The sequence below is a fragment of the Methanohalophilus halophilus genome (assembly GCF_001889405.1).
In the GTDB taxonomy this organism is placed as follows: domain Archaea; phylum Halobacteriota; class Methanosarcinia; order Methanosarcinales; family Methanosarcinaceae; genus Methanohalophilus; species Methanohalophilus halophilus.
The window spans coordinates 1,722,081-1,740,934 of record NZ_CP017921.1 but is presented as its reverse complement, the minus strand read 5'-3'; the positions used below and the strand labels follow the sequence as shown (position 1 = coordinate 1,740,934).

Here is an 18,854-nt window from a genome sequence, read left to right as displayed (position 1 = left end):
TTGTCTGATTATATAAGGCTATGGAGAAAATAGTGGATATTTATTATGGTGTCCATTCTTGAAGGTTTTCTGTATGAATCCCTTTTAGTATTAATAACCCTGAAATCAATATCAATATCGCACATATATGGAATGGTGTCTCGAATGAGACATAGCCGGCCAGTATTCCCCCAAAGAGGGGTCCGGTTGCCATACCTGCCGCCTGAGCACTTGTAATTATGCTTATCCGGCTGCCTGTTGAATGCCCGCCTGTCATGTCCACTGCCAATGCCATCAAGGGTGTTTCAACCGCGGCCATTGATATTCCTTGCATGATTCGCAGTATTATTAACTCTTCAATATGTATTACATATCCCAATCCGATAACAATCAGGGCATTTACTGCAATACCTGAGATAATTATCCATTTGCGTTCGATGCGATCGGACAGAATTCCCATTGGTGTCTGGAATACAATACGGGATATTACATAGGCTGAAACTGCCAGGCTGAGGTAAAACTCACCAGTCTGAAGCCTCTGCTGGTAGGCTGGCAGGAGGGATAGGACGATAGTAATCCCTACCATCATCATGAAAATTGCAATTGCGAGAATATAGTACTCTTTCTGGCTGGAATGATCCACGGTTTCAGGTTCTTTTGGTGGTGGTGCGGTTTCTTTTACGAAAAATTGCACCAATATCAAAGTTACCAGTACAAGAAATCCACATATATAGAATCCAACGTCAAAGCTTGATATCGCCAGTATTCCCCCGGCGATGATGGAACCTATTCCAAAAGCAAATCCCCTCAGGCTTGAGTATATTCCGATTGCCTGGCCCCTTACAGATGAAGTGGAAAGGTGGGTAACCATTGCTACAATTGCAGGAACTGTTGCTCCAATGGCAATTCCCTGTATAACACGCAGCAAGGTCAGGCTCTCAAGTGAGGAAGTATAGGGATAGGATAAACAGAGAAGGGTGTAAATGACATATCCCACAACGAGAAAATCTTTTCTTCTGTTGAGGCGGTCACTCAAGCGGCCCATAACAGGCTGGGACAGTGAGTTTGCAATTCCAAAAGCTGCAGTTGCAATCCCCGCTTTCAGTACTACAGGCATCTCTGCTATTATTCCTACATCAAGCCTGGCAGCGTACAGAGGTATGAAAAACAATAGCATACCTGTTGCCAGATCTTTGAATATCTTGGAAAAAGACAGGATATAGAGTTGCCTGTCAATAGAGTGCTGGTTTTCTCTCATGACATAGTCCGGATATCTTTGTGTGTTATTATTGCAGGGAGGATGTCTTTATAGATTTCCGGAATACAAAATGCTTATTTTATAGCAGATTGGATGAAGTATGCAGGAGATTCACACATAGGTTACCTGATTGGATAAGGAGTGCCCATAAAACGGGTTCGCAGGCTGCCATCATGTAATGTGCTGTAACACTTTTTTCCTTTTTTATTTGATTTATATAACTGAATTCATAAAAGAAAATAACCAGTATCATGATGGAAATTGCTGGTATGATATTGGTGAATATTCCATATGCAAATATTGCTATTGTAAAAAAGTTCAGTATATTAAGTATATTCAGAACAATACTGTATTTTTCCCCAATTAATATGGGTAACGTCAATAAACCTTTTTTTTTGTCTCCCTCAATGTCCCTTATATCAAAAAGAATCTGTATACTTAGTACTTTCAAGAATATAAAAACTGAAATCAGGATTGCAGTATTCGTAATTGGATAGGAATAATAATTCAAAAGTACAAAAACCAACAATGCCCACACTGTTGCTACATAAATATTCTTGAATGCAGGAATAAATTTTGTGAGTTTTTTGAAGCAGGAATGGTAAAGCACTCCCAGAACGAGAATGGCAAATCCAATAACCATGTTTATAATGTCGCTCCATAAAATGTAAATGGAACCCATTGCAAGGATGGCTGCATATAGGGGAAAAATGAAATCGTTATTTTTGTTCTGATTATTTATGTATTCAGACCTTTCGGGATTTGTTATCCTGTCTTCATTTGCCCCCTGTATGTAGTCATAAAAGTAAATTGCATAAAACATCATATAAATTGCTATTATGAAATCCAGGCCTATTGGTATGTCGCAAAGTATTGAAGACATATAAACAACACCAATCGCGCCTGCAGCAAACAAATGTCCCTGGAATATGAATTCCTTCCAGATATTGGTAGGTGATATTTTCATATGTGGAATTATCTGCCTATCAATTTCCATTTGTATCATATAAGCTAAACTTCATGCACATTGATGTATATTATATGGCATAATATAATTTAATCATGTACATAAATTCTTGATATTTTATGATTTATGTATTTAATAAAAATAATAATGAACATCCAGTAAGTTAATCTTATGATATTTATGCTATTGAATTTGCAAATTTCACATGGTAAATCTTTATAAATATTGAATCCAATCAAAAACGAAAGGGTGATCCTCCGATGAAATACTGGCAGCCAGAATATGAAACCATGAAAAAAGATGAAATGCGCCAATTACAGTTAAAACGACTAAAAAAAACGGCTGCAAGCGTCTATGAAAATGTTCCTTTCTACAATGACAAATTTAAAGAGCTTGGTGTCTCCCCTGAAAATATCAGTTCAGTTGATGATATAACAAATCTTCCCATCACAAAAAAACCAGACCTCCGTGCCAATTATCCTTTCGGACTTTTCGCAACTCCTAAAAAAGATGTAGTCCGTATTCATGCATCCTCGGGAACCAGTGGAAAGCCCACGGTTGTCGGATATACAGAAAGTGATATTCGTACATGGGCAGACATGATGGCCCGTGATCTTAAAATGGCAGGAGTTGGACCGGACGATGTTTTCCAGAATTCACTGAATTATGGACTTTTCACAGGCGGTCTTGGCTTCCATAACGGTGCTGAAAGGCTTGGTGCAATGACCGTTCCCGCGGGCACCGGCAATACCGCCAGGCAACTTGAAATGATGCAGGACTTTGGAGTAACTGTAATTAATTGTACTCCTTCTTATGCCCTCTATCTTGCTGAAACTGCAGAAGAGATGGATATTCTGGATAAACTTTCATTACGTATAGGCACCTTTGGAGGAGAACCCTGGTCATCCAGCACACGAAAAGATATTGAGAATGTCTTTGGAATGAAGGCTTATGATTCCTATGGTCTATCAGAACTTATCGGTCCAGGGGTTGCTTTTGAGTGTGAAGAGCAGGATGGGTTGCATATATGGGACGATCATTTCCTTGTAGAGGTACTGGATTCGAATGGGGAACAGGTGGCCGAGGGGGAAAAAGGTGAACTTGTCCTGACATCCCTTACCAAGGAAGCCTTCCCTGTAATACGCTACCATACAGGTGATATTACCCGATTACTTGAATCCGAATGTGCATGCGGAAGGACAAGCACTCGAATTTCCCGTATAATGGGAAGGGCAGATGATATGTTAATCGTACGTGGAATTAATGTATTCCCATCCCAGATTGAGGATGTGCTTGTGGGTATCAATGAGATTACCGATCAGTTCCAGATACTGCTCAAACGTAATGCACATAAAATGGATGAAATCACTGTTAGGGTTGAACTTTCCGACAATGCTTTTACAGGGGAACTGAAAGATCTGGCTGCTGTTAAAAAACATGTCGAAAATGAACTTAAAAGTGTGCTGAATATACGCACCAATGTTGATCTTGTGGAAAAAGGTACGATTCCCCGCACCACTGGAAAAGCAAAACGTGTAATCGATCATCGTGAAGCACTCTAAAGGGAAGTATAAATATATGCCACATGTAATGGAATTGTTGGGAAAGACCAGGATTGTTGTAAGGGATGGCAAAGTCATCGAGGTTGGGGAACCTACCGTAAAATGGTGTCCCATTTTTGATAAGGTGCGTGGAATTAAGGAAATTACTCCAGAAGCTGCCCGGGAAAATATGGAATTTCGGATAAAGGATTTTGGTCTTTTCACATCCAAAAGGAAACTGGAGCAGGATGTATTCGTAGGATTCGGTGCTTCTGAAGTCATGATGACCGGTCTGAATCGGGATATGCTTGATACTACTGTCACCGTGTGCGATGGAGCGGGTACTGTGATCACGAACAACCCTAAACTTGTACAGGGAATGGGTGCCCGTATATCAGGACTGATTGAAACAGAACCCATCGATGCTGTAATTAATGGTATCTCAGAAAAGGGCGGAATTGTACTGGATCCATCCACTGCCGAAATAAACCCGGAGGGGGGTGTACTTAAAGCAGCTAAACTGGGATACAGGAGAATCGCAGTCACTGTGGTCCATTCCGAAAATGCAGCACGCCTGAGACAACTTGAAGCTGAAGATGAATTGGACCTGCTGATCATTGCGGCACATACCACCGGTCTGGGAAAAGAGGAAGCAATGGAACTTTTCCAGCATGTGGACATTACTACAGGGTGTGCTTCCCGCCAGATACGTGAATTAATAAAACCCCTTGCACAGGTAGGTACGGCAGTACCGCTTTTTGCATTAACACAAAAAGGTAAGGAAATGTTGCTTGAAAGGGCAAAGGAAGTGGAATCCCCTGTCCTTATAAATACAATGCCCCTGCCGGTGTTACCGGAACATAAACAACCCCGGGAACTTGTCTGAATTATTCAAAGGAAGTAATTGAACTTTCCTTTGATTTTTTCATTTTTGCTTCTATATACTTGAATGCAGGTACTCCAGTACCGCTTGTTTCAGCAGATACAAGTGCATTTGCCCAGGGTCCATTTACCATATAAGCGGTACCTGGATGTGGTTCTTCATAGGTAGATTGGAGGGCTTTCACAACTACTTTCCCTGCATTGTTTTCAATCGCTACAAGATTTCCTTCTTTCAGTCCAGCCTTTTTCATATCCTGTTTATCGAGTCTTATTATTGCTGTGAGGTTTGCATAATCATCTGAGAAACGGCTATCACTATTTGCTGCACTCTGGAAGATATCACGATGGGTGATAATGAGGATTTCCATTTCAGGAGATGACAGGAACTGATCAAAACCCATCATATGGCCTCCATTATTTTTTCAAGGATATCTGCATCGGCCATTTTGTCCGATTCTTTCATTTGTTTTAGTTCAATCTCTACCCCATCCATCCGGATTGCTTCCCCTTTGCATTCCACACCAGTAACTGCCGCCGGAATTGTCACATCTGCAATTTGGGAAGTGAAGGTTTTGCAGGGGTCGATTACAATAGTCGGAATTTCTTTGAGATTTGCAGCTATACTTCCGGGCAGGCTTGAAAGGGGGTCTGAACCCATGATAAGGGCAGCATCTGCCTTTTTCTCTTTCAAGACTTCCACAACTGAACATTGGGGCCCATGATCTATATTCTCCCCTTCAAAACTTACCCTGTTGATATAACCGGTTTTGTCAAACAGAAGGTGGTTGAAGCCACGCATGTTATACTGCCCGACCATGGGCATCAGATGGAAATCCGTCTTTTTGTTCAGGGCTTCCAGAAGGTTTTCCATGGGTGATAGGTCGTGCATGGAATAGACTACCCCCAATCCTGCAAATATCACACCGAACTCTGCCTTTTTAAGTATGTTTGCAAGTTCAAGAATTTCTTTTGGTTTTATACCAAAGGTTACCTTTGGCACCTTTCCTGATAGGGCTTCAGTCAGAGCCATGGCAAATTCTGCGTCTGCTTTTGGAGGAATTTGGTAAAAATTATCTTCACAGATTATTGCTGTATCCGATTTGCGTACATCAATTGCGATTGCCGTCCTGTCTTCTTCCCAGCCTCTCTGGCGCATTTTCCCTCTGGGAAAATAAGAGAATTTTGAAAGATGTCTTGGATGGGAATTTGAAGGATCACATCCCCAGTATACAATTATATCAGCCTTGTCCCTTACCTCATCCAGTGTGCAACTTTTGATTTTATCATTGAGAATTGCTTCAACAATAGGACCCTGGCAGAACGACGAGGTATCATCAATGCAGGCATTGGTTTTTTTTGCCAGTTCAATGGCTTTTTCCTGGGCTTTAAGGCTTGAATTTCCCATACCAAATATGAGGGGTTTTTTGGCATTTTTCAGAATTTCAGCTGCCTTTTCAATTGCATCCTGGGGCGTGGCATCCTTTGCATCCACAGTACACTCTAGAGGATGCTGGCAATTTTTTATCCAGGCAACCCCTTTGCGACAGGCGCTGTCTATAATGGTTTTATTTTCTTCTTCCCTTAGCTCTATATCGTCACACAAAAGAGCGCATCCTGTACAAACATGGTATTCTCTTTCCAAAGGCTTCCCTCCTGAAATCAGACAAATTCAATTGCTTTTGTGGGGCAGGTAACTATGCAACCGCTGCAAAGTCTTTTATTCTCTCCGAATCTGCGGCAATCTTCCACATTGGATAGACGTACAACACCGTCTTCAACTTTCAGGATCACTCTTTCGTTTGTAGGTGCGTTTCCACTACCTGCACCTTTAGGGTCTTCTGCAACATTTACGGGACAGGCGACAACACAATTGCCACAACCTATGCATCTGTCTTCATGTACGATCATACCGGTTTCCGAAGCTTGCTCTGCAGGTGAAACCAGGCCTTTAAGTTTTGTGTAATTTTCACTGTATTTTTCCTCTTCCAGCATCGGAGTACATTCATCAAGGTTTTTCTCCCTGGAAAGCAAGGCTGCAGCAAAGGCCATACATGAGGATTTGCCGCATTTCTTGCAGTTAGTCTTCGGGAGAAGCTGGTATATCTCCATCGCATTGGCCATTGTTTCACCACCCTGACGGACAAAAGGAAATTTTATTCGACTGAATCATTTTGCTGCTCGTCTTTTTTCCTATTGTCTGCATTTTGGAAAAACAAATCACAGTGGCATGAACCATCAGCTGCAATTTCATCCCCATGGTAGATGCAGGGACAGATTATTTTCCTGTCTTCCTTCTCATCCCCTGAAGGTATTCTGCAGGGACAGTAACCCTTGCCATATTTTATTTTGTTGTTTGCCAGTCCCTCAATTACCAGATCCAGCATTTCAGGATCGGGGTTTAGTTTGTACCCTTTCTTTTGAGCATATTTAGTAACCCAGTTTTTTGTTTTTGCTTTATCTTCTTGACTGACCATAACTTTTTCACCTTAATCATTCAGATTTGATTTCGAATACCTCTTCGATTGATGCCTTAAGTTTATCCTTTGTGGTATTACCTACCAGTTTTTCTTTTACTTCCCCCTTGTCAAAAAGCAAAAGTGTCGGAATCCCCACTACATTATATTGTTTTGCAATATCTTTTGATTTATCCAGGTCTATTATTACAAATTTGACCTGCCCATCATATTCTGCAGCTGTTTCTTCAAACATTGGTGCCATCTTCTTGCAGGGGGCACACCATTTCGCAAAACAATCGACAATAACAGGAGTTTCGGCATTCACAACTTCCTGTTCAAAAGCCAGGGAATTAACTTTATAGAGATTTGTATTTATAGTTTCTGTAACCGGCTCTGACGTTGACATTGCGGGTTCGCCTTTGCCAAAGAGTCCTTTGATAAAATTTCCCAGTCCCATCATTGATCACCTTCAATGATTTAGTTATATCTTCCTTCTATATTATTTCTTTTGTGCACAGTGTTCACACAATCCACACGACCGTTTTTTATATCCAAAGGTATATCATGTCTAAGATGAAATCAGAGAGCCACGAAGGGGCACTTTTATGAGAATAGGAGTATACATTTGTCACTGCGGGCTAAATATTGCGGGTGTAGTCGATATTAAAGCTCTTCTAAAACAGGTAGAATCCCTGGATAATGTTGTGGTCGCATCAGATATCCAGTTCATGTGTTCGGACTCCGGACAGGATAAAATTGCAAAGGATATTGAAGAGCACAACGTTGAACGTGTGCTTGTTGCAGCCTGTACTCCTAAACTTCATGAAACTACTTTCAGGAACGTGCTGGAAAAATCAGGTATCAATCCATTTCTTCTTGAGATAGTTAACATCAGGGAACAGTGTTCCTGGGTGCATATGGATAATCCAAGGATGGCCACCCAGAAAGCTTTTGATCTTATTAAGATGGGTGTGGCAAAATTGAAGTTCCTGGAACCCCTCAGGATCCAGAGTACACCTGTTCGCAAGGAGGTACTTGTAATCGGTGGGGGTGTGGCAGGTATTGAAGCAGCCCTGAATCTTGCAGACACGGGCTATAAAGTCCATATGATTGAAAAAGAGCCCACTATCGGGGGGAAAATGGCTCTTTTGAATGAAGTATTTCCTACTAATGATTGTTCTATTTGCGTCCTTGCCCCGAAGATGACCGAGGTTGTGAACCATCCTGAAATCGAACTTCACACCCTTTCCGAAATTACTGCAATTGAAGGTTCGGTCGGCAATTTCAAGATTACTGTTACAACCCAGCCCCGATATGTATCTGAAGAAAAATGCAAGGGTTGTGTGGAGGAATGTTCAAGGGTATGTCCTGTGGAAATTCCATCTCGATTTGATAGTGGACTCGGTAAAACCCGGGCAATCAATATTCCTATTCCCCAAGCTGTTCCACAGGTTGCATATATTGATAGTGATTATTGTGTTGGCTGTGGCCTCTGTGCGCAGGCATGTCCTGCAGATGCGGTGGAATTTGAGCAGCAGACCACTCAATTCCAGCTGACTGTGGGGGCAATAATTATCGCCACAGGATATCGCTTGTTTGATGCATCCAGGAAAGAGGAGTATGGGTATGGCATATATCCCGATGTCATGACAAATATGGAACTTGAGCGGCTACTGAATGCTTCCGGACCCACCAGGGGCAGGGTAACCTGTCCTTCTACAGGTGAGGTTGCTAAGGAAGTGGCATTTATACAATGTGTAGGTTCGCGGGATGAATCTGTGGGAAATCCATATTGTTCGCGGGTTTGTTGCATGTCAGCAATGAAAAATGCTCAGTTGCTCAAAGAGCGTTATCCGGATATTCGAATAACTATTCACTATATTGACATACGTGCCTCGGGAGAGATGTACGAAGAATATTACACCAAAACCCAGGCAATGGGAGTGGACTTTATAAGAGGGCGAGTGGCTGAGATTGTGCAGGAGTATGATGGTTCCCTTTCCCTGCGGTATGAGAATACCCTGGAATCCAGAATAGAAGAAAAACAGTACGATCTTGTCATATTATCCACCGGCATGGAGGCTGACCCTTCCGCAAAACCAATTGGGAGTATGCTGAAAATGGCAAACCGGCCTGACAGGTTCTTTGCTGTGTCCCATCCCAAGATGAAACCTGTGGATTCACATATCAATGGTGTTTTCCTTGCAGGCTGTGCCTCAGGGCCCAAAGAAATCCAGGTTTCCATTGCACAGGGTAGTGCAGCTGCATCCCGGACTATGAGATTGCTTCAGCCTGGTGAGCTTCGCACCGATCCCTTAAGCGCTCATGTGGATTCTGATACCTGTATAGGATGTGGTGTCTGTACTGATGTTTGCGATTACGGTACAATCAAGATCGAAAATGGTAAGGCATTTGTTGATGAAGTTTCCTGCCATGGTTGTGGTACCTGCAGTGCAGCCTGCCCTGTGGATGCTATCTCAATGCATCACCATACCGATGAACAGGTGAGGGCCCAGATAAAAGCAGCTCTGGAAGTAAAAGATGAGTTCCCCCTGATTGTTGCATTCCTGTGCAACTGGTGCAGTTATGCTTCAGCAGACCTTGCCGGAACATCCCGTATCCAGTATCCCACCAATGTAAGAATTATAAAAGTAATGTGTGCGGGCCGTGTAGATCCTGATTTTGTGATGGAGGCCTTCGAAATGGGTGCAGATGGCATACTTGTTGCCGGTTGTCGCCTCGGGGAATGTCATTATGTGCATGGTAACTATCATGCACAAACCCGTATGGAAAACCTGGGAGAAACTCTCTCGGAAGCAGGTTTTGATCCGGGAAGGTTGCGTGTTGAATGGATCTCAGCTGCAGAAGGGGAAAAATTTGCCAATACTATTGAAGATTTCGTTGATTACCTGAAAGAAATAGGTCCAATTGGCTCTGAGCTTGAGGAGGATGACAGATGAGTGAGGAGCTGGAAGAAGAATGTGCTGTAGAACAATCCCTTTCCGTGGAAAAGGAAATGGATGTGGACGGCAGTCACATAATGTATCGGCAAAAAACCGATAAAGGTACAAGGACACTTGATTACAATTACAAAAGGTGTATTGGTTGTGGCCTTTGTGTCAGGATATGTCCCACTGAGGCCCTTGAAGCCGGTCCTATACATGAGATCGCCACCGGGATGGATGCCCCTGCGGTAATGCTGGATCTTGATAAATGCACATTCTGTTCAATGTGTGCCAACTTCTGTCCGGTAAATGCATTTCAGATGTTTGCAGAAGGTGATTTCCCGGAAGATGCCCTGTTCCCTGTATTGGAAGGAAAGGCAACGATAAATGAAAAATGTCTTCCATGTCTGCTTTGTGAAGCAACCTGTCCCGAGGATGCAATTGATCTCGAAATTGAAATGCAGACCAAGGAGGAACTTGCCCCGTTTAAGGAAGGTGAAGAAGGCGAGATCACCATTGATGAGAATAAGTGCACACTTTGTGGCATTTGTGCACGTTTTTGTGATGCTTTCATGCTGCTTGAAAAGGAACCCGGGCCGTTGGATCCCATGCCCTTTGAGCAGCTACTTGTGGATGAGGACCAGTGTGATTACTGTGTCTTGTGCGCAGACCTCTGTCCGGAAGATGCTATCGAGGTGAAAGGGACAAGACGTGGGGAAGCACCCGTAATAGAGGGTAGTGCCCGGATCGATCCGGAGAAATGCACGGTATGCGGTTGGTGCGATATTGTTTGTCCCTATGATGCAGTGGATATTACCAAACCTTTTGAGGGTGAGTTAAAGCTTATCGATGCAAACATAAACAAATGTGATCCTACAGGTTGTCATGCATGCTTCAATGTATGTCCTTCCCATCTCTGGTATATCCCCGAAAGCGGGCAGAAAATAGCTGCCAGGGATGATCTCTGTACTTACTGTGGAGCCTGCGAAAAAGCCTGTCCTGATAATGTAATGGAAGTGAGAAGAGATAGTGTGCGCCATTCCCCGATACCTGATACTCCCTGGTCAAAACAATGGGAAGATGCTATTGATGCGCTGGTAAGCGGCAAACGTAAAAGGCCGGATACCTCCAGAGTCCTGGAAATGCCTGAAGAAAAAGTAAAGGAGCACATTGATATCGAATTCCCTGAAATTGATGAAAAATTACAGGAAAAAGTAAAAGAGAAAATGGAAAGGTTGCGTCCTTCCCTTAAAGATGTGAAATTAAGGCGCAAATGGGAAAAAAGAAAAGAAGGTACAGAACAAATCTCAGATATCGAAAAATAACTATTTTATATCTTTACATGTTCTTGTTTAGCAGATCTTGGTGATATCCATATGAACAATGATGATTATTACAGGGAAATTGGCCTAAAGTGTGGACTGGAGATCCACCAGCAGCTTGATTCAAAAGAAAAACTGTTTTGCAGGTGCCCGACTACATTGCGTGAAACTGAAGAGTCCAATGTGGAATTTTACAGGTATTTAAGGGCCACAGAAAGTGAAATGGGTGAAAAAGACCGTGCGGCTGTGGAGCAGACAAAGGTCAATCGTAAATATGTTTACAAAGGCTATGATACTACCTGTCTTGTAGAATATGATGAGGAACCACCCAGAAAACTGAATAGTGAAGCACTGGACATTGCCCTTGTGGTTGCAAAACTGATGAACATGCGACCAGTGGAACAACTTCATGTAATGCGTAAAATAGTTGTTGATGGTTCCAATACAACTGGTTTTCAGCGTACTGCTTTTCTTGCAAATGATGGAACGATACCCACAAGTCTGAATGAGGTGGGTGTTGATGTACTGTGTATCGAAGAAGAAGCGGCCCAGAAGATCGAGGATAAAAAAGATAGTATTGTTTATTCCCTTGACAGGTTGGGGATTCCTCTTGTGGAAATTGGGACCGCTCCCGATATAATAACCCCCGCCCATGCCAGGGAAACAGCTCAGATTATAGGTATGTTGTTGCGTTCTACCGGGAAGGTCAAAAGGGGATTGGGAACCATCCGCCAGGATGTTAATATCTCAATTGCTGAAGGTGCAAGGGTAGAGGTCAAGGGAGTACAGGCCCTGGATATGATCGAAACCATTGTAGAACTTGAAGTTGAAAGACAGGTTAACCTGTTACATATCCGTGAAATGTTGCAACAGAGAGGTGCGGAAGTACATAATGAAATATTTGATGTAACTGATGTTTTCAGGGATACCGAATCCAAGGTTATCAAACGTGCACTTAAAAAAGGAAAGGTCCTTGCGATCAGACTAATCGGGTTTGATGGTATCATAGGAGAAGAAGTGCAGCCTGGAAGAAGGCTTGGCACAGAGTTTTCAGACAGGGCAAAACCCTCCGGCGTGGGTGGAATTTTCCATACCGACGAGCTCCCAAAATACGGCATCACTGCAGATGAAGTGGAATCCCTGAGAAAAGCTGTCGGAGCTGTTGATGGGGATGCAGTTGTACTGGTTGCTGATTCTTACAAAAAGGCACACGGTGCGATGGAAAGTGTACGTATAAGGGCACAGGAAGCTCTGGAATTTGTACCCGAGGAAACCAGACGGGCTCTGCCTGATGGAAATACGGCCTACATGAGACCACTGCCGGGTGCTTCACGTATGTATCCGGAGACGGATGTTCCTGTAATTGATATATCTTCTTCTTATTTTGAATCAATTGAAACCCCCGAACTTCTTATCGATAAAGGCAAACGGTTCACAGAAGAATACAATTTAAATGATGAACTTGCTGAAAAAATTGTTTACTCCAGGTACCTGCCCCTTTTTGAGAATATCATGGATCGATTTGCTTTTAATGATTCAATAGGTGCCACCCTGGTTGCACGTACTTTTACAGGCAGGTTGCCTGAACTTCGCAGGGACGGAATTGATGTCGAAAAACTACAGCAAGATCACTTTATTGCTTTATTTGACGCCATAGGAGAAGGCAAAGTTGCCAAGGAAGGTATTGATGAATTACTGCGCTTGCTTGCTGAAAAACCGGCATTGAATATAGATGAGGCCCTGGATCAGCTTGGTTTTTCAGGTATAGACATTTCTGAAATAGAATCTTTTGCGGAAAATCTTGTCAGGGAAAGGGCCGATTTTGTCAAAGAGAAGGGATTGGGAGCTGTTGGACCCCTTATGGGCATTGTCATGGGCCAGTTTCGTGGAAAAGTTGATGGAAAGGTTGTAAGTGATATCCTGAAGCAAAAGATTGAAAAACAAATAAATAGTTAATAAGAGTGATGAAAATGCTAAAAACGGGACTTATGGCGTTTTTTTGCCTGGTCCTTATCATTTGCTCCACAACACCGGTATTTGCCGGAATAGAGGTTACAAATATATATCCTCTTACTGATAATTTTAGCAGTGACTATCATTATCCTGCATGGAGTCCTGATGGAAAGCAGATTACTTATATGAATGATCAGGCAATCTGGATAATGGATGCAGATGGTAGTAATCCCCATTTTATTTATGATGGAATGAAATGGGACGGAGATCCCTGTTTTTCTGCAGATGGGAAGGAAATTTATTTTGCATCAGAATCCCGAAAACCGCGTTCTTCTACCTACATCAATCTTTTTAAGATGAATGTCGACGGGTCTAATATTACACAATTAACAGATGGTGCAGACCGGCGTTCACCTTCAATCAGCCCGGATGGTTCAATGCTTGCATATCTATCCAATATTGCGGGTAATTATGACATCTGGGTAATGGATATAACAAACAAATCACATAGGCAGTTGACTTTTACTTCAGAAGATGAAGGTAAGCCCTCCTGGTCTCCTGATGGGGGCGAAATAATTTACTCTTTAAAGGGTAATTTATGGTTGACAGATGTAGAACTTGATACGTCCTGGCAAATTACCCATGGTACTTCCAATGATGTAGATCCTTTTTTCCTGCCATCAGGTGAAAAGATAGTGTTTATTTCTGATCGGGGAGGGGAAACCAATCTCTGGTTGATTGATACTGAAGATGATGAGAGGCAATTACTGACCGATGACAGGAAAGTTGAAGTTTCTCCTGCAGTGGGTCCTTACGGTAAAAAAATAGTCTTTGGAGCCAAAGCAAATGAAACCTTTGATTTCTGGATGCTGGAAATGGAAAATCCTGAAGCCAAAGATGAAGTTTCCGATATTAATATAGAAGACACTAATGTGGACGTAACGGAGAATGAGAATGTTGCATTAACCTCCGAAAACAACCAGAATATGGATGAAGGATCAAGTGGATTGTTAGGTAAGATAAATAATAATCTTGCTTTGTTTGCCGGAGGGCTTGTACTCGGCATAATATTATTCCTGGTAGCTAGATTAATTTTCAGGAAAATGTAATTTATATTTATATCTAATTGCACTTTGGATGAATCTTTCCTTAATCCCATCGAAATACTTATAGCCTACTTTTTACATGTATAGGCAGGTTCCGATGATGAGTGCAGTAATTGGTTTGGAAGATGGGACAATTGTCACAGGCACCGGTTTTGGTGCCGAAGGTACAGTTTGCGGAGAACTCGTTTTTACTACTCAATATACCGGTTATGAGGAGGCACTAAGTGATCCTTCCTACAAGGGTCAGATCCTTATGTTCACTTATCCCCTTATTGGTAATTATGGTGTCAGCGATGAATGTTTTGAATCAGATGGTGTAAAGGCCGAAGGCCTTGTAGTCAGGGAAGCATGTCCTGACCCTTTTCATCACAGCTCAAAACGCACCATTTACAAACTCATGGAAGATGAGGGAAAACCGGGTATTGCCGGGGTTGACACCCGGATGCTAACCCTAAATAACAGGGAGCATGGTACAATGAGAGCTGCCCTTATTAATGGAAGTGATGACGGTGAGGCAGCCGTGCAGCTTGCAAGGGAACAACCCAAAATATCAAATATTGACTTAATTTCCAAAGTTACATGTAATGAAGCATATAGTGTAAAAAGCAAGGTAAATACTGTTAATAAAAAACACGTTGTACTTATTGATCTGGGTATGAAAGCCCATATTATGGATAGCCTGCTTGCAAGAGGTATGGATGTAACAGTAGTCCCTGCATCAACACCTGCTTCAGCAATAAGTGATTATGAACCTGATCTTCTTTTCCTTTCCAATGGTCCGGGAGATCCACAGAATGCAATAGAAGCTACAAAGGCTGTCAACTACTTTGCATCGGAATTACCCATTGCAGGTATATGTCTGGGTCATCAGGTTATTTCAAGGGCAATGGGTGCGGACACATACAAGCTTAAATTCGGACATCGTGGGGCCAACCAGCCGGTAAAGGACCTTTCAAGTTCGATTGTACATATTACTTCCCAGAATCATGGATTTGCCGTTGATAATGATTCTCTTGAGGCAACCGATCTCTACACTACCGAGCTCAATACCAATGACAATACGATCGAAGGTGTGGCACACCGGGACCTTGATATCCTGAGTGTACAATACCATCCGGATGCACATCCAGGACCACAGGATACTGAAAAACGATTCTTTGATAAAATTTACAGAATGACAGGGGGCGATAAATGATGCCAATAAGGACTGACATAAAAAAGATTATGCTCATAGGTTCCGGTCCCATTATGATCGGCCAGGCTGCAGAATTCGATTTCTCGGGAAGTCAGGCCTGCCGCTCCCTGCGGGAAGAAGGACTTGAAGTTGTACTTGTAAACTCCAACCCGGCAACTATTATGACAGATCCGGAAATGGCAGATTCTGTCTACATTGAGCCCCTGGAAGCCCCGCTAATCGGTGAAATCATTGAAAAAGAGCGCCCCGATGGCATTATTGCCGGATTGGGTGGACAGACTGGTCTTAATGTTACAAGTGAACTTGCCGAGATGGGCATTCTTGAAAAATACGGCGTAAAGATGCTGGGCACACCTCTTGATGCAATCACAAATACCGAAGACAGGGAACTTTTCAAGCAGACCATGGAAAATATCGGGGAAAAGGTTGCCCGCAGCAAGGCCATTTCCTCTTTGCAAGAAGCAGAAGAAATGATAGAGGAACTTGGTCTTCCCCTTATTGTCCGCCCGGCCTATACACTGGGAGGTGCAGGTGGAGGAATCGCCCACACAAAGGAAGAACTATTGCAGATAGTGGATAGAGGAATCCGGCTGAGCCGCATAAATCAGGTACTTGTGGAGGAAAGTGTCCTGGGCTGGAAAGAGTTTGAGTATGAAGTTATGCGTGATTCCAACGATACCTGCATTGTTATCTGTAATATGGAAAACATTGACCCCATGGGTGTCCATACAGGTGAATCAATAGTAGTAACCCCTTCCCAGACACTTAATGATGAAGAACACCAGATACTCAGGACTGCAGCTATAAAGATAATCCGGGAATTGGGTATTGAAGGTGGATGTAATATCCAGTTTGCAGCAAAGGATGGGGAATATCGTATTGTAGAGGTCAATCCCCGTGTGTCCCGTTCCTCAGCTCTTGCCTCCAAAGCAACCGGTTATCCGATTGCCCGGGTAACCGCCAAGATTGCTGTAGGAATGACACTTGATGAAATCCTCAATGATGTCACAAAGAAAACCCCTGCATCCTTTGAGCCAACCATTGACTATGTGGTTACAAAGATACCCAGATGGCCCTTTGACAAGTTCGTAACTGCAGACAAGACACTTACCACGGCCATGAAGAGTACAGGTGAAGTTATGGCTATTGGAAGGACGATTGAAGAGTCCATGCTAAAGGCCATCCGTTCCCTGGATAACGATATGGACTTTGAGGTTAAAGGCAGGGATGACCCGGAGATTGTCACATTACTCAAAACGCCAACAAGCGAGCGTCTCTTTGTAATCTATGAAGCCCTGAAGAAAGGTTACTCCATTGAACAAATCTCTGAATACACGGGTATAGACCTTTTCTTCCTGCAAAAAATGGCCAATATTGCAAATATGGAATCCCGGGTTGCAGAACAACTTTTCCAGAACGGAGAAGCAAACATCGATCTTCTTCTTAAGGCCAAGAGAATGGGATTTACTGACAGCAGGATAGCCAGATGCTGTTCTAAAACCAGGGAAGAAGTAAATGATATACGCAGGGATGCGGCAATCACTTCCACTTATAAAATGGTGGATACATGTGCGGCAGAATTTGCTGCTGCAACCCCTTATTATTATTCATGTTACGAAACAATGTGTGAATGTAAGCCCACAGACAGGAAAAAGATCCTGATTCTGGGTGCCGGTCCCATACGTATCGGGCAGGGAATAGAATTTGATTACTGTACTGTACATGCAGTCCATGCCATACGTGAGGAAGATATAGAAGCCCACATAATCAATAACAATCCTGAAACGGTTTCTACTGACTATGACACTTCGGATAAATTGTTCTTCGAGCCCCTTACCCTTGAAGATGTAATGAATGTCATTGAAAGGGAAAATCCTGACGGGGTGCTCGTACAATTCGGAGGGCAGACTTCGGTTAACCTTGCAATCCCCCTGCAGAAGGAACTTGCCAGGCGCACAGACCTGAAGACGAAAATCATGGGAACTTCCCCTGAAAATATGGATGTGGCAGAAGACAGGGAAAAATTCAACCAGCGTCTTGCAAAAATGGAAATCAATCAGCCGGATGCAGGTTATGCAATCTCTGAAAAAGAAGCCCTTAAGGTTGCAACTGATATTGGTTATCCGGTCCTTGTACGTCCCTCCTATGTACTCGGGGGAAGGGCAATGGAGATTGTTTATGATTCCGCAGATCTGGAGCGTTACATGATAGAAGCTGTCAGGGTATCACCCGAACATCCTATCCTGATTGATGATTTCCTTGAAGGTGCAGTGGAAATCGATGTGGACGCTGTGAGTGACGGTAAGGATGTCCTGATCGGTGCAATCATGGAACACATCGAAGAAGCGGGAGTACATTCCGGTGATTCTGCCTGTGTGATCCCTCCTTATGATCTCTCTGAGAACATACTTGAAACGGTTCGGGATTATACCAGGAAGATTGCTATGGCGCTTGAGGTAAAGGGGCTTATAAACATCCAGATGGCAACCAAGGATGGCAAGGTTTATGTCCTGGAAGCAAATCCAAGATCCAGCCGTACCATCCCCTTTGTATCAAAGGCTTCCGGGATTCCCCTGGCAAAGATCGCTGCGCAGGTTATCATCGGTCATAGTCTCAAGGACCTTGGTTACCTGCAGGACAGGGAACCCTACCTGAATCATTATTCTGTCAAGGAAGTCCTCCTTCCGTTTGACAAATTGCCCGGTGCAGATCCGGTGCTTGGCCCTGAAATGAAGAGCACGGGTGAAGTAATGGGTATTGATTATGACTTTGGAAGAGCATTTTTCAAGGCCCAGCTAAGTGCTGATAATCTCCTTCCGCTGAATGGAAAAGTTTTCCTGTCCATTAGGGAGCGGGATAAGGAAGCGATTGTAGAAATTGCCCACAGACTGCAGGAAATGGGACTTGAACTCATGGGTACAAAAGGTACTGCACGCTATCTTTCCGATAAAGGTATCAGTATGGAGGCTGTCATGAAAGTGCATGAAGGCAGCCCCAATGTCATTGATATGCTCAGGAGAGGCGATGTTGCCTTTATCATAAATACCCCCACATCCCGCCAATCCAGGAAAGATGGTTACCATATACGCAGGGCAGCAGTGGATTTCAAGGTTCCATACATTACAACCATACAGGCTGCGCGTGCTTCAGTTGAAGCCATTAAAGCAATGTCTGAGGGCAACAGCACGATTAAATCAATTAACGAATATCATGAAGAGATCCGCCGGAACAATTAAGTTTACGGCGGATT

The 18,854-nt window shown here is 43.1% G+C and carries 15 protein-coding genes; 8 read left to right on the top strand and 7 right to left on the bottom strand.

What is annotated here, in order from left to right; genetic code table 11:
- Positions 1-43: 43 nt before the first annotated feature.
- A complete protein-coding gene (locus BHR79_RS08925; protein WP_072561996.1) occupies positions 44-1,237 on the bottom strand; it encodes an MFS transporter in 1,194 nt (397 codons plus the stop codon).
- 79 nt (positions 1,238-1,316) lie between these two features.
- Entirely contained in the window at positions 1,317-2,243 is a 927-nt protein-coding gene (locus tag BHR79_RS08920) for a UbiA family prenyltransferase (protein ID WP_072561995.1), read from the bottom strand.
- 221 nt (positions 2,244-2,464) lie between these two features.
- Between BHR79_RS08920 and BHR79_RS08915 the strand changes: the two genes are divergently transcribed.
- Together BHR79_RS08915 and BHR79_RS08910 are read left to right on the top strand one after the other, a co-directional pair.
- A complete protein-coding gene (locus BHR79_RS08915; protein ID WP_072561994.1) occupies positions 2,465-3,766 on the top strand; it encodes a phenylacetate--CoA ligase family protein in 1,302 nt (433 codons plus the stop codon).
- Positions 3,767-3,782: 16 nt separating this feature from the next.
- Entirely contained in the window at positions 3,783-4,631 is an 849-nt protein-coding gene (locus BHR79_RS08910; protein ID WP_072561993.1) for a methanogenesis marker 8 protein, read from the top strand.
- Position 4,632: 1 nt separating this feature from the next.
- Here the strand turns inward: BHR79_RS08910 and BHR79_RS08905 are convergent, their stop codons facing one another.
- Genes BHR79_RS08905 through trxA form a run of 5 tightly spaced genes read right to left on the bottom strand, consistent with a single transcriptional unit; the run spans position 4,633 to position 7,543 of the window.
- Positions 4,633-5,031 (bottom strand): molybdopterin dinucleotide binding domain-containing protein, encoded by a 399-nt coding sequence (locus BHR79_RS08905; protein ID WP_322787686.1) that lies wholly within the window; start codon positions 5,029-5,031, stop codon positions 4,633-4,635.
- Positions 5,028-6,269, bottom strand: a complete 1,242-nt coding sequence (locus BHR79_RS08900; protein ID WP_072561991.1) for a formylmethanofuran dehydrogenase subunit B — start codon at positions 6,267-6,269, stop codon at positions 5,028-5,030. The genes BHR79_RS08905 and BHR79_RS08900 overlap by 4 nt, the downstream gene beginning before the upstream one ends.
- 17 nt (positions 6,270-6,286) lie before the next feature.
- Entirely contained in the window at positions 6,287-6,748 is a 462-nt protein-coding gene (locus tag BHR79_RS08895) for a (Fe-S)-binding protein (RefSeq protein WP_072561990.1), read from the bottom strand.
- A gap of 32 nt (positions 6,749-6,780) precedes the next feature.
- The gene (locus tag BHR79_RS08890; RefSeq protein WP_072561989.1) at positions 6,781-7,101 is read right to left on the bottom strand and encodes a ferredoxin-thioredoxin reductase catalytic domain-containing protein; all 321 of its coding nucleotides are present in this window, start codon (positions 7,099-7,101) and stop codon (positions 6,781-6,783) included.
- A 16-nt stretch (positions 7,102-7,117) separates the two neighbouring features.
- Complete coding sequence (gene trxA, locus BHR79_RS08885; RefSeq protein ID WP_083433081.1) at positions 7,118-7,543, bottom strand: thioredoxin; 426 nt, start codon at positions 7,541-7,543, stop codon at positions 7,118-7,120.
- Positions 7,544-7,688: 145 nt separating this feature from the next.
- Here trxA and hdrA2 point away from each other — a divergent pair, with 145 nt between their 5' ends.
- The 6 genes from hdrA2 to carB all read left to right on the top strand — a co-directional run bounded on the left by hdrA2 (position 7,689) and on the right by carB (position 18,840).
- On the top strand, positions 7,689-10,043 hold the full coding sequence (gene hdrA2 / locus BHR79_RS08880) for a CoB-CoM heterodisulfide reductase HdrA2 (protein WP_072561988.1): 2,355 nt from the start codon (positions 7,689-7,691) through the stop codon (positions 10,041-10,043).
- Positions 10,040-11,353, top strand: a complete 1,314-nt coding sequence (locus BHR79_RS08875) for a 4Fe-4S binding protein (protein WP_072561987.1) — start codon at positions 10,040-10,042, stop codon at positions 11,351-11,353. The genes hdrA2 and BHR79_RS08875 overlap by 4 nt, the downstream gene beginning before the upstream one ends.
- 51 nt (positions 11,354-11,404) lie before the next feature.
- Positions 11,405-13,306, top strand: coding sequence for a Glu-tRNA(Gln) amidotransferase subunit GatE (gene gatE / locus BHR79_RS08870; protein ID WP_072561986.1), 1,902 nt, complete (start codon positions 11,405-11,407; stop codon positions 13,304-13,306).
- An 8-nt stretch (positions 13,307-13,314) separates the two neighbouring features.
- The gene (locus BHR79_RS08865; protein WP_083433080.1) at positions 13,315-14,412 is read left to right on the top strand and encodes a TolB family protein; all 1,098 of its coding nucleotides are present in this window, start codon (positions 13,315-13,317) and stop codon (positions 14,410-14,412) included.
- Positions 14,413-14,506: 94 nt separating this feature from the next.
- Positions 14,507-15,604 carry a glutamine-hydrolyzing carbamoyl-phosphate synthase small subunit gene (gene carA / locus BHR79_RS08860; RefSeq protein ID WP_083433079.1) on the top strand — a complete coding sequence of 366 codons (1,098 nt, stop codon included), beginning with the start codon at positions 14,507-14,509 and terminating at the stop codon, positions 15,602-15,604.
- Positions 15,604-18,840: a carbamoyl-phosphate synthase large subunit gene (gene carB / locus BHR79_RS08855; protein ID WP_072562368.1), complete on the top strand. Its 3,237-nt coding sequence runs from the start codon at positions 15,604-15,606 to the stop codon at positions 18,838-18,840. The genes carA and carB overlap by 1 nt, the downstream gene beginning before the upstream one ends.
- Positions 18,841-18,854 lie beyond the last annotated feature (14 nt).

Coding starts and splice junctions, on each gene's coding strand:
- BHR79_RS08875 (WP_072561987.1), top strand. CDS start 10,040: ATGAGTGAGGAGCTGGAAGAAGAATGTGCTGTAGAACAATCCCTTTCC.
- BHR79_RS08915 (WP_072561994.1), top strand. CDS start 2,465: ATGAAATACTGGCAGCCAGAATATGAAACCATGAAAAAAGATGAAATG.
- BHR79_RS08905 (WP_322787686.1), bottom strand. CDS start 5,031: ATGATGGGTTTTGATCAGTTCCTGTCATCTCCTGAAATGGAAATCCTC.
- BHR79_RS08895 (WP_072561990.1), bottom strand. CDS start 6,748: ATGGCCAATGCGATGGAGATATACCAGCTTCTCCCGAAGACTAACTGC.
- BHR79_RS08920 (WP_072561995.1), bottom strand. CDS start 2,243: ATGATACAAATGGAAATTGATAGGCAGATAATTCCACATATGAAAATA.
- hdrA2 (WP_072561988.1), top strand. CDS start 7,689: ATGAGAATAGGAGTATACATTTGTCACTGCGGGCTAAATATTGCGGGT.
- gatE (WP_072561986.1), top strand. CDS start 11,405: ATGAACAATGATGATTATTACAGGGAAATTGGCCTAAAGTGTGGACTG.
- carA (WP_083433079.1), top strand. CDS start 14,507: ATGATGAGTGCAGTAATTGGTTTGGAAGATGGGACAATTGTCACAGGC.
- BHR79_RS08925 (WP_072561996.1), bottom strand. CDS start 1,237: ATGAGAGAAAACCAGCACTCTATTGACAGGCAACTCTATATCCTGTCT.
- BHR79_RS08890 (WP_072561989.1), bottom strand. CDS start 7,101: ATGGTCAGTCAAGAAGATAAAGCAAAAACAAAAAACTGGGTTACTAAA.
- trxA (WP_083433081.1), bottom strand. CDS start 7,543: ATGATGGGACTGGGAAATTTTATCAAAGGACTCTTTGGCAAAGGCGAA.
- carB (WP_072562368.1), top strand. CDS start 15,604: ATGCCAATAAGGACTGACATAAAAAAGATTATGCTCATAGGTTCCGGT.
- BHR79_RS08910 (WP_072561993.1), top strand. CDS start 3,783: ATGCCACATGTAATGGAATTGTTGGGAAAGACCAGGATTGTTGTAAGG.
- BHR79_RS08865 (WP_083433080.1), top strand. CDS start 13,315: ATGAAAATGCTAAAAACGGGACTTATGGCGTTTTTTTGCCTGGTCCTT.